The sequence below is a fragment of the Nocardioides luteus genome (genome assembly GCF_014648595.1).
In the GTDB taxonomy this organism is placed as follows: domain Bacteria; phylum Actinomycetota; class Actinomycetes; order Propionibacteriales; family Nocardioidaceae; genus Nocardioides; species Nocardioides luteus.
Window position 1 is genome coordinate 37,861 of record NZ_BMRK01000026.1, and the last position, 13,344, is coordinate 51,204.

At 70.7% G+C, this 13,344-nt stretch carries 13 protein-coding genes; 2 read left to right on the forward strand and 11 right to left on the reverse strand.

Translation table 11 applies throughout. The annotated features are described in order from the left end of the window. Positions 1-33 precede the first annotated feature (33 nt). From IEY81_RS21880 to IEY81_RS21900, 5 genes are all read right to left on the reverse strand, one after another. The gene (locus IEY81_RS21880; protein ID WP_189120615.1) at positions 34-657 is read right to left on the reverse strand and encodes a hypothetical protein; all 624 of its coding nucleotides are present in this window, start codon (positions 655-657) and stop codon (positions 34-36) included. A 66-nt stretch (positions 658-723) separates the two neighbouring features. After that, entirely contained in the window at positions 724-2,463 is a 1,740-nt protein-coding gene (locus IEY81_RS21885; protein ID WP_189120616.1) for a glycerol-3-phosphate dehydrogenase/oxidase, read from the reverse strand. 94 nt (positions 2,464-2,557) lie between these two features. Then, on the reverse strand, positions 2,558-3,166 hold the full coding sequence (locus IEY81_RS21890; RefSeq protein WP_189120617.1) for a C40 family peptidase: 609 nt from the start codon (positions 3,164-3,166) through the stop codon (positions 2,558-2,560). Next, positions 3,163-4,326 carry a dipeptide epimerase gene (locus IEY81_RS21895; protein ID WP_306341463.1) on the reverse strand — a complete coding sequence of 388 codons (1,164 nt, stop codon included), beginning with the start codon at positions 4,324-4,326 and terminating at the stop codon, positions 3,163-3,165. The genes IEY81_RS21890 and IEY81_RS21895 overlap by 4 nt, the downstream gene beginning before the upstream one ends. After that, the gene (locus tag IEY81_RS21900; protein ID WP_229788076.1) at positions 4,311-5,081 is read right to left on the reverse strand and encodes a serine hydrolase; all 771 of its coding nucleotides are present in this window, start codon (positions 5,079-5,081) and stop codon (positions 4,311-4,313) included. Before IEY81_RS21900 ends, IEY81_RS21895 begins: the two co-directional genes overlap by 16 nt. A 72-nt stretch (positions 5,082-5,153) precedes the next feature. Between IEY81_RS21900 and IEY81_RS21905 the strand changes: the two genes are divergently transcribed. After that, positions 5,154-6,059 carry a S41 family peptidase gene (locus tag IEY81_RS21905; protein ID WP_229788077.1) on the forward strand — a complete coding sequence of 302 codons (906 nt, stop codon included), beginning with the start codon at positions 5,154-5,156 and terminating at the stop codon, positions 6,057-6,059. Between the two features lie 7 nt (positions 6,060-6,066). On the opposite strand, the gene IEY81_RS21910 is transcribed toward IEY81_RS21905, so the two are convergent. The 6 genes from IEY81_RS21910 to IEY81_RS21935 form a co-directional block, all read right to left on the reverse strand. Beyond that, a complete protein-coding gene (locus IEY81_RS21910; RefSeq protein WP_189120621.1) occupies positions 6,067-6,855 on the reverse strand; it encodes an SDR family oxidoreductase in 789 nt (262 codons plus the stop codon). A gap of 127 nt (positions 6,856-6,982) precedes the next feature. Then, positions 6,983-8,311, reverse strand: coding sequence for an ABC transporter substrate-binding protein (locus tag IEY81_RS21915; protein WP_189120622.1), 1,329 nt, complete (start codon positions 8,309-8,311; stop codon positions 6,983-6,985). Beyond that, a complete protein-coding gene (locus IEY81_RS21920; protein ID WP_189120623.1) occupies positions 8,308-9,405 on the reverse strand; it encodes a branched-chain amino acid ABC transporter permease in 1,098 nt (365 codons plus the stop codon). Before IEY81_RS21920 ends, IEY81_RS21915 begins: the two co-directional genes overlap by 4 nt. 2 nt (positions 9,406-9,407) lie before the next feature. Beyond that, entirely contained in the window at positions 9,408-10,286 is an 879-nt protein-coding gene (locus IEY81_RS21925; RefSeq protein WP_189120624.1) for a branched-chain amino acid ABC transporter permease, read from the reverse strand. A 12-nt stretch (positions 10,287-10,298) separates the two neighbouring features. Beyond that, positions 10,299-11,003: an ABC transporter ATP-binding protein gene (locus IEY81_RS21930; RefSeq protein ID WP_189120625.1), complete on the reverse strand. Its 705-nt coding sequence runs from the start codon at positions 11,001-11,003 to the stop codon at positions 10,299-10,301. Continuing rightward, entirely contained in the window at positions 11,003-11,872 is an 870-nt protein-coding gene (locus IEY81_RS21935) for an ABC transporter ATP-binding protein (RefSeq protein ID WP_189120626.1), read from the reverse strand. The genes IEY81_RS21930 and IEY81_RS21935 overlap by 1 nt, the downstream gene beginning before the upstream one ends. A gap of 159 nt (positions 11,873-12,031) precedes the next feature. On the opposite strand from IEY81_RS21935, the gene IEY81_RS21940 reads away from it, so the two are divergent. Continuing rightward, positions 12,032-13,237, forward strand: a complete 1,206-nt coding sequence (locus IEY81_RS21940) for a PucR family transcriptional regulator (RefSeq protein ID WP_189120627.1) — start codon at positions 12,032-12,034, stop codon at positions 13,235-13,237. Positions 13,238-13,344 lie beyond the last annotated feature (107 nt).

Here is a 13,344-nt window from a genome sequence, read left to right on the forward strand (position 1 = left end):
GACGGTCGTCTCGGACGCCAGACACGCGTCCCACTAACTCACCATGCGAACGTCGGCGGCCCACCACAGGTAGTCGTGCTGCTCGGCAGGGAGATCGATGACGACCCGGTCCAGGGGCAGCCGGTCGAGGGCGTGGACGGTGCACTCCTCCGCGGGCGTGGCCCGGTAGAGGTAGGACTTCAACGGCCATTGCGTACGCAGCCACTCGTCGAGCCGCTCGGCGACCGAGGCCGTCAGGCCGGGCTCACGGTCCTGGCGGAGCCAGTAGCTGACGCGCGCGGTGGCACCCCCTGCGTACCTGAGCAGGGTGCGGGCGTCGGCGCCCATCGCCTCCAGGTAGGGGAAGAGCGGCTGCACGTAGAGGCAGCCGAGCGAGGAGGTCTTCTCCGGGTCGAGGAAGAGGTAGGTGAACGCCCGTCCGGCCTGGTGGTCGGACCAGTGCCGGATCACCAGCGGCAGATTGTCCCGCGCGCCGAACCCTTCGACCGGCCACCGGCCGCAGCTGTGGTCGCGGATCACATCCGGACTGGCCAGATAGGCCTCGGTGTCCAGCTCGAGCAGCTCCGGCCGAAGCGGTGCGAGGACGAACTCGTCGGTGGCCAGCGGCTCGGGGGGATCTGCGACCAGGCGCTGTCCCGCGCCGGACATGGGGAACATGTCGTCAGGGTGCTACGTCAACCGCTGCAGCCGCCACGCCAATTCGGGGGTGTTCCGCACCGCGGATCAGACCAGGTCCTCCACCTCGAGCCGGGCGCGGTCCGCCTCCTCGTCGGTGACCTGCAGCTGCGAGCGGCGCTCGGCCTCGATGCGACGCAGGTAGTGGTCGACCTCCTCCTTGGTGCGCTGCTCGTCCCAGCCGAGCTCCTCGGCCATGATCTTGGCGACCCCCGGAGCAGCGCGTACGCCGCGGTCGAAGGTCTCCATCGAGATGCGGGTGCGGCGCTCGAGGACGTCGTCGAGGTGGCGGGCGCCCTCGCTGTTGACCGCGTAGACGACCTCGGCGGCGAGGTAGTCGTCGGCGCCCTCCAGGGGGAGCGCGAGCGGGCGGCGCTGCTGGATGAGGTCGAGGACGTCGTCGATCAGGCCGCCGTGGCGGCCGAGGAGGTGGTCGATGCGACCGACGTGCAGGCCCGAGCGGCGGGCGAGGAGGACGCGCTGGTTGGAGCGGGTCTCGAAGCCCTCGGCACCGACCAGCCTCACCTTGTCGGTGATCGAGTCGCGCAGGGTCATGTTGGTGGTGGTGCCGAGCGAGTGGGCGGCGGCGTCGACGGCGTCCTTGGCCATCACCCGGTAGGTGGTCAGCTTGCCGCCGGCGATCAGCACCAGGCCCGGGAGCGGCGTGACCACGGTGTGCTCGCGGCTCAGGGTCGCGGTCTGGTCGGACTCGCCGGTGAGGAGCGGGCGGAGCCCGGCGTACACGCCTTCGACGTCCTCGAGGTCGAGCGGCTCCCGCAGGATCGCGTTGACATGCTCGAGGACGTACTCGATGTCGGTCTTGGAGGCCGCCGGGTGGGCGAGGTCGTAGGTCCAGGGGGTGTCGGTGGTGCCGATGATCCAGTGGCGGCCCCACGGGATCACGAAGAGGACCGACTTCTCGGTGCGGACGATGAAGCCCGCCTCCGACCGGATCCGGTCGCGCGGCACGACGAGGTGGATGCCCTTGGACGCCTTCACGTGCAGCGCACCGCGGCCGCCGACCATCTCCTGGATGTCGTCGGTCCAGACGCCGGCGGCGTTGACGACGGTCTTGGCGCGGATGACCAGGTCCTGGTCGTGCTCGAGGTCGCGGGCGCGGACCCCGACGACCCGCTCGCCCTCGCGCAGGAACCCGGTCACCTGGACGCGAGTGGCGATGTGAGCGCCGTGGGAGGCGGCGGTGCGGGCGATCGTCATGACCAGGCGGGCGTCGTCGACCTGGGCGTCGTAGTACTTGATCGCGCCGGTGATCGCGTCGGTGTTGAAGTCGGGGGCGATCCGGGAGACGCCTCGGCGGGTGAGGTGGCGGTGGCGCGGCAGCCCGGAGTTGCCCATCCCGGAGAGCGGGCCGAAGCTCGCCATCCCGTCATACAGCGCGAGGCCGGCGCCGACGTAGGCACGCTCCCAGACCGGGTTGGTCAGCGGGTAGAGGAACGGCACCGGACGGACCAGGTGGGGCGCAAGGGTGTTGAGCAGAAGGCCCCGCTCCTGGAGCGCCTCGCGGACCAGCTCGAAGTCGAGCATCTCGAGATAGCGCAGCCCGCCGTGGACCAGCTTCGAGCTCCGCGAGCTCGTCCCCGAGGCCAGGTCGCGCTGCTCGATCAGGCCCGTGCTCAGGCCTCTGGTGACGGCGTCCAGCGCCACGCCGGCGCCGGTCACACCCCCACCCACGACGAGCACGTCGAGCTCGGTCTCACCGCCCGCGCCGACCATCGTGCCGATCGCCTGATCGCGGCTCTGTGGACTCAGTGCGCCTGTACGAGTCATACGTTCGAAGTTAACTCACCACGCCGAATTGTCACTTCTGGCGCGCGAGTCTTCGATTTTACCCGCCGAGATTGCGATCTCGGCGGCCGAGACGTCAGAGCCGGGCGGCGCTGACCCGGGCAGCGGCGCGGTCCGCGGGCATCGGCTCCTCGACGACGAGCCCCTTGACGCCGTCGGCGTGGATCATCGGTCGTGCGCCGTCCGGCTCGGGCGGTGCGGCCGCGATCGCCACATGAGTGACCCGGCCGTCCGGGTTCGCGAAGAAGTAGAGGTCGCCGGCCCGGACCTCGTCCAGCCCGACCTTCTCGAGCGCGACAGCCTGGTCGCGGGCGTCCCGCGGGACGCGTACGCCGATGGCCTCTGCCGCTCGAAGGACGAGCCCCGAGCAGTCGATGCCGGCGTCGGTGGTGCCGCCCCAGACGTAGGGGACGCCGAGGAACGTGCGGGCCTTCGCCAGCAGCGCCTCGACCCCGACGGCGGTGACGATGATCCGCTCGGTGCCCTCGCCGACCGCGTCCGCACGCAGCCACCCGGGATAGCCGCGCTCGTCCTTCGACGTGGCATGCGACGGGACCAGGACGCGGGCCCACTCCCCCTGCTCCTCCACGACGACGACCTCCTCACCGGGCACGACCTCCGTCTCGTGCTCGGCGTCGTCGGCGGGCTCGGTCACGACGAAGGTCGGCCGGGTGACGGTGATCATTCGAGGACTCCTTCGATGCCGAGGCCGGGGCCGTCGGGGAAATGGATGCGGGGACCGTCGTAGCCGACGCCGCCTGCGTACGGGCTGCTCTTCGCCCACCAGCCGGCGTCGAGGTCCTGCTCGCCGGGGATGCCTGTCGCCGCGACCAGTGCTGCGGCGGCGCCGATGCCGAGGTGGGACTCCATCATGCAGCCGACGAGACGTCCGAGGCCGTGGCTCTCGGCGATCGTGAGCAGCTCGATGGCGGGTGTCAGGCCGCCACACTTCGCGAGCTTCACGTTGACCGCGTCGGCCGCACCCGCGCGGATGACGTCGACGAGGTCTTCGAGGTCGAAGACCGACTCGTCGGCCAGAATCTCGTAGGGCTGGTGACGACGGACGTACGCCATCGCCTCCAGGTCCCGCCGAGCGACCGGCTGCTCGACGAACTCGAGCTCGACGTCGCGGTCGGCGAGGGTGGTCAGGGCAGCGACCGCCTCGTCCGCCCGCCAGCCGGTGTTCGCATCCAGACGGAGTACGCAGCCCGGGGCCGCCTCGCGGACCGCGAGCACCCGCTCGGCATCGCCCGCGGCGTCCGTTCCGACCTTGATCTTGAGGGTCGTGAAGCCGTCTGCCGCTCGGGCTGCTGCGGCTTCGGCGAGGGCGTCGGGGGCGCCTGCGGAGAGGGTGACGTCGGTGGTGAGGTCGCCCCAGGGATACCCGGTCGACCGGGTATCCCTGGACTTGACGGGCACTGAAACACCCGTCAAGTCCACAAAGTGCCCGTCAAGGTTCGCCAGATGTCCACCCATCGAGACGTCGGCGCGCCGGGCGCAGAGGTCGTGGAGGGCGATGTCGGCGGCCATCTTGGCCGACCGGTTGCCGACGACCGCGTCCTGGATCAGCCGAGCCGAGGACAGGTCGGCGGCGGCACCGACCAGCGCGTCGGCGATCGGCCCCTCCAGTGCAGCGGCGGAGCCGGCCAGCGAGTCGCCGGTGACTCGCCACACCTGGGGCGCCTCGCCCCAACCGACGCAGCCGTCGGAGTCCTCCACGGTGGCGACCACCGTCTCGGCGAACTCGGTGCGCCGCAGCGCGGTCACGAACGGAGTGTGCAGCGGCACCCGGACACGCTGGGTGCGAATCGCGACGATCCGCGGAGCGGTCACAGGGTCGACCACAGGTAGCGCGCGACCTCGCTGATCCGGAACTCCGACTCGTCGTCGTCGAGCCCGGTGGTGAGCACGACCATCACCTGCGGATCACCCTGGGCGGGCCGGATGATGGCCATGTCGTGGCGGACGCCGTCGACCCAGCCGGTCTTGTTGCCGACCACCGCGTCCTCGGGCACGCCGAGCGGGATCGCGTCGCGGTACTTCTGGGCGACCAGGATGCCTTCGATCTCGGCCGTCGACTCCGGCGACAGCAACCGCCCGGAGGCCAGCTTGGTGAGCAGCTTGCCCATGTCGTTGGCAGTGACCAGGTTCTGCAGCCCTGCCTCCCGCGCCGGCGCGTCCTCGATCCCGCGGGCGACCGTCGTCATCGGCGTGACCCCCGCGTCCGCGAGCACCTCGGCGACCTCCTCGAGCCCGACCCGCTCCAGCACCAGGTTGGCGGCCAGGTTGCCGGAGACGGTCAGAGAGCGGCGTACGAGGCCTGCCAGCGGCAGCGAGGAGCCGACCGCCTCCCAGGTCTCCGGGTCCTGGTCCTCGGACCGGTCCATCTCGAACCGTTCGCCGGTGACGGCCGAGTCGAAGTCGGCATGCACCTCGATCGGCTCGTCCAGCGAGAGCAGCCCACGATCACGCAGCCGATAGGCGGCGATCGCGACGGGCACCTTCACCAGGCTCGCCGCGTAGTGCTGCTGGTTGACGTTCTGGGCCTGCGTCGGGACGCCGTCGAGGCCGCTGAGCCAGGTCGAGACCAAAGGTTCCACGTCGGCGAGACTAGTAGAGGCACCCTCACAACGTCGTTGACGCCGCCCGACGGCTCTGCTTCACTCCCTGCCGTGAACGCTGCGCAGACCCTCGAGCCCGCTCCCCTCATCGACGAGACGATCCGGTTGCTGACCGATCACTACGTCTTCCCCGAGACGGCCGCGCAGGTCGCCGAGGTGCTGAAGCGGCGGCTCGACGAGGGGGCGTACGACGGCGCGACCGCCGAGGAGCTCGCCGCGCTCGTCACCGCCGATCTCCAGTCGGTCAACCAGGACAAGCACCTGCGGCTGAAGCACCACGCCGAGCCGGTCTCGCCGGAGCAGGGCGCGGCCGCTATGGAGGCGATCCGGCGCGACTTCGAGACGTCGCTGGGCGGCGTGCCGAGGCTGGAGCTGCTCGACGGCCGGGTCGCCGTCCTCGAGATGGCGCCGATGCTGTTCCCCCTCGGCTGGGCCGCCGAGCCGCTGAGCGCCGCGCTCACCCTCGTCTCCGGCGCCGAGGCGCTGATCATCGACCTGCGCGGCAATCGCGGCGGTGACCCCGACACCGTCGCCTTCGTCTGCAGCCACCTCCTCGACGAGCGCACCCATCTCAACACCATGCACTGGCGCGACGACGGCCGCGTCGAGCAGTCCTGGACCCTGCCGTACGTCCCGGGCGCCCGGTTCGGTGGCAGCAAGCCGGTCTACGTGCTCACCAGCGGGCACACCTTCTCCGCGGCCGAGGAACTCTCCTACGACCTGCAGCAGCTCGGCCGGGGAGTCATCGTCGGCGAGACCACTCGCGGCGGCGCGCACCCGTGCGACGGCTGGACCGTGCACCCCCACCTCGAGGTCACCGTCCCCACCGGACGCTCGGTCAACCCGGTCTCCGGGACCAACTGGGAGGGCACCGGGGTGCGGCCGGACGTCGCCTGCGCCGCTGACGAGGCGCTCGCGCGGGCGCACGAGCTCGCGCTCGCCCGCCTCGGCGACTGAACCCGGCTCAGTCCGCGTCGGGAGGAGCGTCGAGCTCCTGCCGGACCCGGTTCACGTCGTCGATCCAGGCGTCGACGTCCGAGGCTCGGGTGGCGTACTCCTCGGCCACGTCGGGCTCGAGCGAGATCCAGAACTTCGAGCTCTGCCCGGCCTCCCAGACGGCGTCGGCGACCTCCTCGGCGGTGAGCGCGCCCTCGGCCGAACGGAAGCCCGGCAGTCCGGAGGAGCGCTCGAGCATCGCGGTCTTCACGCTGCGCGCGACGATCGCCTGGGCGACCACGCCCTGATGCCGGTAGGTGGCGGCGAGCCACTCGGCGAAGGCGATCTCGGCGTGCTCGGTGGCCGCGTAGGAGGGCGAGCCGAGCAGCGTGAGGAGGCCTGCGGAGGAGGAGGTGACCACGAACCGGCCGGCGCCGCGGGCGACCCATTCCGGCAGCAGCAGCCGAGCGGCGCGTACGTGGGCGAGGACGTTGACCTCGTAGGAGGTCATCCAGGCGTGGTCGGAGGCCTCCAGGCCGCGGCCGCGCTCGACCCCGGCGTTGCCGTACCAGGCGTCGATCTTGCCGAGCTCCTCCCGGGCAGCGTCCACGAGCGCCGTGGTGCCGGCGGCCGAGGCGGCGTCGCCGGGGACGGCGAGAGCACCGATCGAGTCGGCCACCGCGCCGAGCTCGGCGGCGTCGATGTCCGCCACGACGACCCGACATCCCTCCTCGGCGAACCGCGTGGCCATGGCCTTCCCGATCCCGCGGGCTGCCCCGGTCACCACCACGCCGCTACCGGGTGCGAGTACGTTCACGGACCGACCACCTCCAGTGGCGATTGGGGTTGGCTGACCACTGTACCGAGGTCGATCCGTGAACGTGTGACTACCTACTGATCAGTACGCATCGGGGGTCTCGACAGGCTCGACCACCGGGGCCGGATCATTCAGGGATGCCGGAGGAGGGCGGAGCGTCCGAGGCGGCGCTGTCGTCCTCCTCGATCGGAGCGTCGCCGATGTCGGTGACCTGGACCGGCGTGAGCGGCTCCGAGGCGCCGTTCTTGATCTCGACGACGCTCGTTCCGGAGATGCCCATGTGGGAGTCCTCGGAGAAGCGGAACGGCGCCAGGCCCGGGCCTTCGAAGGAGCCGCCCTCCTTCTCGAGGGTCTCCACGATCGACTCGCGGGTCAGGTCCTTGCCGTTGGCCTGCAGCGCCTGGACGAAGGTGTACGCCTGCGACATGCCGTAGATCCGGTAGTTGGTCAGCTTCTCGTCGCCCTTCTTGGAGTAGTTGTCCCAGACCTTCTGCCAGAGCTTGACCCACTCGTCCTCGGGAGCGTCGACGCCGGGGATGTACTCGGTCGTCATCATCCCGTCCATCAGCTTCACGCCCTGCTCGGCCGGGATCTTCCCCTTCGTCATCGAGGCCAGCAGGCCACCGACGAGCGCCGGGTCGGAGCCGACGTTGGAGTAGAACCACTTCGACTTGAAGCCGACCCCCTGAGCCGCGATCTGGCTCAGCGCGGTGTAGGAGGGCGTGTTGAAGCCGAGCACCAGGTCGACCCCCTTGGACTTGAACGAGGACATCTGCGGGGAGAAGTCGGTCGAGCCGCCCGGCGTGTACTTCTGCACGTCGACGATCTGGGAGTCGAGGAACTGCCGCGCGCCCTTCTCGCCGTCCTCGCCGAAGTCGTCGTCCTGGAGGAAGAGACCGACCTTGGCGTCGGGCATGTTCTCTTTGACGTACTTGCCGATGATCTTGCCCTCGATCTCGTAGTCCGGCTGCCAGCCGAACGTCATCGGGCTCTTCTTCGGGTCGTCGCCCCACTGCAGCGAGCCGCTGGAGACGAACAGGTCCGGGATGCCGTCGTCGTTGAGCCGCTGCACGACCGCGCGGTGGGTGGGGGTGCCGAGGCCGGCCACCATCGCGAAGATCTCGTCCTGCAGGATCATGTCGTTGGTGACGGCGCTGGTGTTGGTCGGGTTGTAGGCGTCGTCCTTGACGACCATCTCGATCTTGCGGCCGTGGACGCCACCGGCGTCGTTGACGTACTCGTAGAACGCCTGGTGGCCGGAGGGGATCTCGGAGTAGCCGGGCGCGGCCGGACCGGTCAGCGGGAAGTGCGCGCCGACCTTGATGGTGGTGTCGGTGACGCCGACCGCCGTGCCGTCCTCGGAGGGCCGCTCCTTCCCCGCTCCGCAGGCCGCGAGGAGGGAAGCGGTGGTGAGGACGCAGACGGCCTGGACGGCTCTGCGTGCAGTGGTTCTCATGGTGTCTTCTCCTTGGTTGCCCCGAGAGATGAGGTGCGGGATGAGATGCGGGCGAGGAGCGGGCGCAGGCTGCCGACGATCCCTGCCGGCGCGAGGAGGATGACGAGCATCAGCACCAGCCCGTAGACCACCGGAGTGACCTCCGCGGCCTGGGTGGCGCTGAACCCGAGCGACTCCCCGAGATCGGTGGCGAAGTGGGGCAGGAAGGCGAGTACGCCGGCGCCGATGAGCGCCCCGGTCAGGCTGCCGAGCCCGCCCAGGACCACGGCGGCCAGCAGGGTCAGCGAGAGCGTGATCGTGAACGCGCCCGGCGCGGTGAGGCGTACGTTCATGGCCATCAGCCCGCCGGCGAGCCCGGCGCACATCGCGCTGACGGTGAAGGCGACGACGCGGGCGCGGCCGAGGTGGATGCCGGCCAGCTCGGCGGAGACGTCGTCGTCGCGGACCGCGCGCCAGCGGCGTCCGACGCGGGAGCGGCTCAGGTTGGCCAGCGCCACGAAGGTGATGGCGAGGAGCAGCCAGCCGAGATAGGCGAGGAAGGAGTACTGGTCGATCTCGACGGCGGTGAAGAACCAGATCAGGTCCTGGATCCAGGCCGGGAGCTCGCTCGCCCGAGGCACCGGCACCTGGAGCCCCTGCTCACCGCCGAGCGCCTCCCACTGGTTGGCCAGCCGGGGCACCGCCACGGCCAGAGTCAGCGTCGCGCCGGCGATGTAGGGCCCGTGCAGCCGGGCCGCCGGTACCCCGACGACCACCCCCACCACCGCACAGACGGCGATCGCTGTGAGCAGGGCGAGGAAGACGTCGGCCAGCGTCTCGCCGCCGGCGCGCTCGAGCACCAGCGTCGCTGCGTACGCCCCGACGGCCATCAGCGCGCCATGGCCCAGCGAGAGCTGGCCGGAGAGACCGGTGAGGAGCGTGAGGCCGCCGGCGGCGATGGCGAAGTAGGCCATCTCGGCGTAGCGGGTCTGCAGGTACTGGCTGGAGCTGCCGATGACGGCCATCGCCACCACGAGGGCGATCAGCGCGACGAGGACATGGCGCGCCAGCGGCACCGAGGTCACCGGGCGGAGAAGTGAGCGCAGTCGTTCCATGGTCAGACCCTCCTGGCCGCAGCCGCTGCGAAGAGGCCGCTGGGACGCACCAGCAGCACCACCATCAAGATCCCGAGCGCGACCAGCGGAGCCAGGTGCTCGCCGACGTAGCCGGTGACGTAGGAGAGCGAGAGGCCGAGGATCAGCCCGCCGATCACCGATCCGAGCGGCGAGTCGAGGCCGCCCAGCACGGCGGCGATGAAGCCGTAGATCACGAACGGGTCCATGAAGCTCGGGTTCACCAGGTCGCCGCCGGCGATGAGCATCCCGGCGACCGCACCGACGGCGGCGGCGAGCGCCCAGCCGAGCGTGAGCATGCGGCCGACGCGTACTCCCAGGAGGCGGGAGACCTCGCCGTTGAACGCGGAGGCGCGCATCCGCAGCCCGAGGTCGGTGAAACGGAAGAGGACCACCAGCCCGGCCATGACGACCGCGACGACGACGATCGAGAGGATGCCGAACGGGGTGATCCCGATCGAGGTGTCACCGACCTCGATCGCGTTGGTGCTGACCGGCGCGGGGAAGCCGCGGTGCTGGACGCCGAAGGTGATCGCGGTCAGCCCGTGGAGCACCATGAACAGCCCGAGCGTCAGGATGACCGCGTTGAGCTCGGCCTTGCCCTCGACCGGGCGGATGATCACCCGCTCGATCAGGGCGCCGAGCCCGAACCCGGCGGCGAGGGCGGCGACGAAGGCGACCCAGTAGGGCACGTCGGCGTTGATCAGGCTGAGCGCGATGTAGGTGGTCACCATCGCCATCGCCGCCTGAGCGAAGTTGACGATCCGGGTCGAGCGCCAGATCAGGCACAGGGCCAGCGCGAACGCGGCGTAGACCGCGCCCAGCACCAGCCCGCCGAGGGTGGTGTCGAGGAACTGCTGCATCTTTCAGCCCTTCTAGAAGCCGAGGTACGCGTGGCGGAGCTGCTCGTCGGCGGCCAGCTCGGCAGCCGGCGCCGAGGCGACGACCTTGCCGAGGTTGAGGACGACGCCGTGGTCAGCGATGGACAGGGCACTGCGGGCGTTCTGCTCGACCAGGACGACGGTGAGCTCCTCGGTCTGCACCAGCCCGCGGAGCAGGTCGAAGATCTGCGAGACCACCCGCGGGGCCAGCCCCAGGGAGGGCTCGTCGAGCAGCAGCACGCTCGGCCGCGCCATCAGCGCCCGGCCGATGACGAGCATCTGCCGCTCGCCTCCCGAGAGCATGTGGGCGGTCGCCTCGCGGCGCTCCCCGAGCCTTGGGAAGAGCTCGAAGACCCGCCCGACCGGCATCGGCTCGGAGCCGGTCGCGCGGTGCAGCCCGCCGAGGCGGAGGTTCTCGGTGACGGTCAGCTCGGCGATGACGCCGCGGCCCTCCGGGACGTGGGAGAGGCCGTACGAGGTCAGCTTCTCGGTCGCGGTGCGGGTGATGTCCTTGCCGTTCAGCTTCACGGTGCCTGCGGTGGACCGCACCAGCCCGGAGACGGTCCGCAGCAGGGTGGTCTTGCCGGCGCCGTTGGCGCCCAGGACCGCGGTGACCTGGCCTCTCGCGGCGGTGAAGGTGACGCCGTTGAGCGCCTTCACCGGTCCGTACGCGGCGCTCAGCTCTTCGACGGCGAACATCAGGCCTCCTCCCCTCTGGTGGTCGAGCCTGTCGAGACCACGTCTCCATCGGTGGTCGAGCCTGTCGGGACCTCCGGGTCGTCGACCGACTCACCCAGATAGGCCGCGAGCACGGCCGGGTCGTTGCGGATCTCCTCGGGCGTGCCGGCCGCGATGACGCGGCCGAAGTCGAGGACCGTGATGCGGTGGCAGACCGACATCACCAGGTCCATGTGGTGCTCGACGAGCATGACCGCGGTGCGCTCGGTGAGGCCGGTGATGATCTCGCCGAGCTCGGTCATCTCCTCGGCGCTCAGCCCGCTGGCCGGCTCGTCGAGGAGCAGCAGCTCGGGCTCGGCGACCAGCGCGCGGGCGAGCGCGACCTTCTTGCGGATCGGGTAGGGCAGGCTGCCGGGGTAGCGGGCTGCGTACGACTCGATGCCGAGCTCGCCGAGCACCTCCCGCGCCTTGGCGGCGAGCCGGGCGTCGTCGCGGTGGCCGAGGCCCAGCAGACCGCGCAGGAAGCCGGCGCGGGCGAGGCGGTCGGCGCCGACCATGACGTTGTCGAGCACCGTCATCCGCTCGAAGAGCCCGAGCCCCTGCAGGGTCCGGGCGATGCCGTGGCCGGCGAGCTGGTGCGGCCGCAGGTCGCGGATCCTCTCGCCGCGCAGCCGGAGCTCGCCCTCGGCGGGGCTGACGAAGCCGCACACGACGTTGAACAGGGTGGTCTTGCCGGCGCCGTTGGGGCCGATGACGCCGAGCACCTCGTGGGGCGCGACCTCCAAGGAGACGCCCTCGAGGGCGCGTACTCCCCCGAACCGGACCGAGACTCCCTCGACCGCGAACAGCGGCGAGGTCTGAAGGTCGTTGCCTCCGCCAGGCTTCTGCATCGTGCTCCCTTCGCCCTATGTGACGGCTCTCACTTTGGACTTTCCGCACAACCGGGGATATGGGCAGTGCGCCCAAAATCCTTCAGGCGCAGCGTCCGAGGTTCCTTGATTCCCTGGCGAATGTGGCAACAGTCGTGGGACGCTCCGCACATGGGTGTGATGAGCGACACATCTCCCGACTCGGAGCTTCGACCTCTGGTGGAGCGTGCCTGGGCCTCGCTGGTGAGCCAGGCCGACGCGATCGCCGACGACATCACGCTGACCCTGATCGCGATCCAGCCAGACTGGCACGCCAACGCCGATCCGTCGGTGCGGGCCGACCTCCGGTCGAGCACCCGCGAGCACGTACGCCGCGGCATCCAGGCCATGGCCGGGATGACCCCTGGGGCCAATCCCGTCGACCTGTGGCGAGAGACCGGGCGGCGGCGAGCGCGACAGGGCGTACCGCTGGAGTACTGCCTCAACGCCTACACCGTCGGCACCCGGATGCTGTGGGAGGCGATGGTCCGCCAGCAGGAGGCGCTCGGCATCGACGACCGGGTGATGGTGCTCGCCGGGCGGCAGGTCTGGACCGACCTGGACGTGCAGAACTCGGTGATGTCCTCGGCCTACCGCAAGGAGGCGGCGCTGCTCCAGCGCCGCGACCTGCAGCTCCAGGGCCGGCTCCTCGACGGGCTGGCGGAGGGGCGCGGCGGCGACCCGGCCTTCGCCGCCGAGGTGCAGGACATCCTCGGCATCGCCGCCGACGAGCAGATGGCCTGCGTCGTGGCCGCCTTCGACGGCAGCCGCGACTCACCGCTGCGCAACCCCGACGACCGGCTGGAGAGGGCCGATCTGATGTCGTTCTGGCACGTCCGCGGCGACCACCACTTCGGGCTGGTCCCGCTGGGCTCACGCCCGGTCGCCACGGCCGTCGCCGAGCTCGTCGAGCAGCTCTCGGCCTGCAACTCGGGCCGGGTCGGGATCGCCACCGCCGACGACCTCAGCGGCTTCGGCACCGCCTTCCAGCTCGCCACGCACACCGTGGAGACGGTGCCCCGGGGACGTACCGACATCGCGGTCGTGGACGACCGCCTGCCGCAGGTGCTCCTGACCGCCTCACCGGCGGTCTCCGCGCTGCTCGTGCGTCGCACCCTCGGCCCGATCCTGACCCAGCCCGCTCACCAGTCGGACGTACTGCTCGCGACGCTCCGCGCCCTGATCGCCCACGGCGGCTCCCCCACCCACGCCGCCGCCGACCTGATCTGCCACCGCAACACGGTCATCTACCGCATCAAGCAGATCCAGGACCTCACCGGCAAGAGCATCTCCGACCCCCACGACCGCCTCCTCCTGGCCCTCGCGCTGATGGCCCTGGAGAAGTAGCGCGCCGCTGGTCGAGCGTGTCGTGTCCAGCACAAGCCGCTCTCCGCTCGGGAGAGCTGTGTTGGTCTCGACACGCCTCCGCCTAGCTGTACCCGGTCAATACGTTG

Bases quoted from the DNA above. Each gene is read 5' to 3' on its own strand.
- IEY81_RS21880 (WP_189120615.1), bottom strand. From the start codon at position 657: ATGTTCCCCATGTCCGGCGCGGGACAGCGCCTGGTCGCAGATCCCCCC.
- IEY81_RS21915 (WP_189120622.1), bottom strand. From the start codon at position 8,311: ATGAGAACCACTGCACGCAGAGCCGTCCAGGCCGTCTGCGTCCTCACC.
- IEY81_RS21890 (WP_189120617.1), bottom strand. From the start codon at position 3,166: ATGATCACCGTCACCCGGCCGACCTTCGTCGTGACCGAGCCCGCCGAC.
- IEY81_RS21935 (WP_189120626.1), bottom strand. From the start codon at position 11,872: ATGCAGAAGCCTGGCGGAGGCAACGACCTTCAGACCTCGCCGCTGTTC.
- IEY81_RS21940 (WP_189120627.1), top strand. From the start codon at position 12,032: ATGAGCGACACATCTCCCGACTCGGAGCTTCGACCTCTGGTGGAGCGT.
- IEY81_RS21885 (WP_189120616.1), bottom strand. From the start codon at position 2,463: ATGACTCGTACAGGCGCACTGAGTCCACAGAGCCGCGATCAGGCGATC.
- IEY81_RS21930 (WP_189120625.1), bottom strand. From the start codon at position 11,003: ATGTTCGCCGTCGAAGAGCTGAGCGCCGCGTACGGACCGGTGAAGGCG.
- IEY81_RS21925 (WP_189120624.1), bottom strand. From the start codon at position 10,286: ATGCAGCAGTTCCTCGACACCACCCTCGGCGGGCTGGTGCTGGGCGCG.
- IEY81_RS21920 (WP_189120623.1), bottom strand. From the start codon at position 9,405: ATGGAACGACTGCGCTCACTTCTCCGCCCGGTGACCTCGGTGCCGCTG.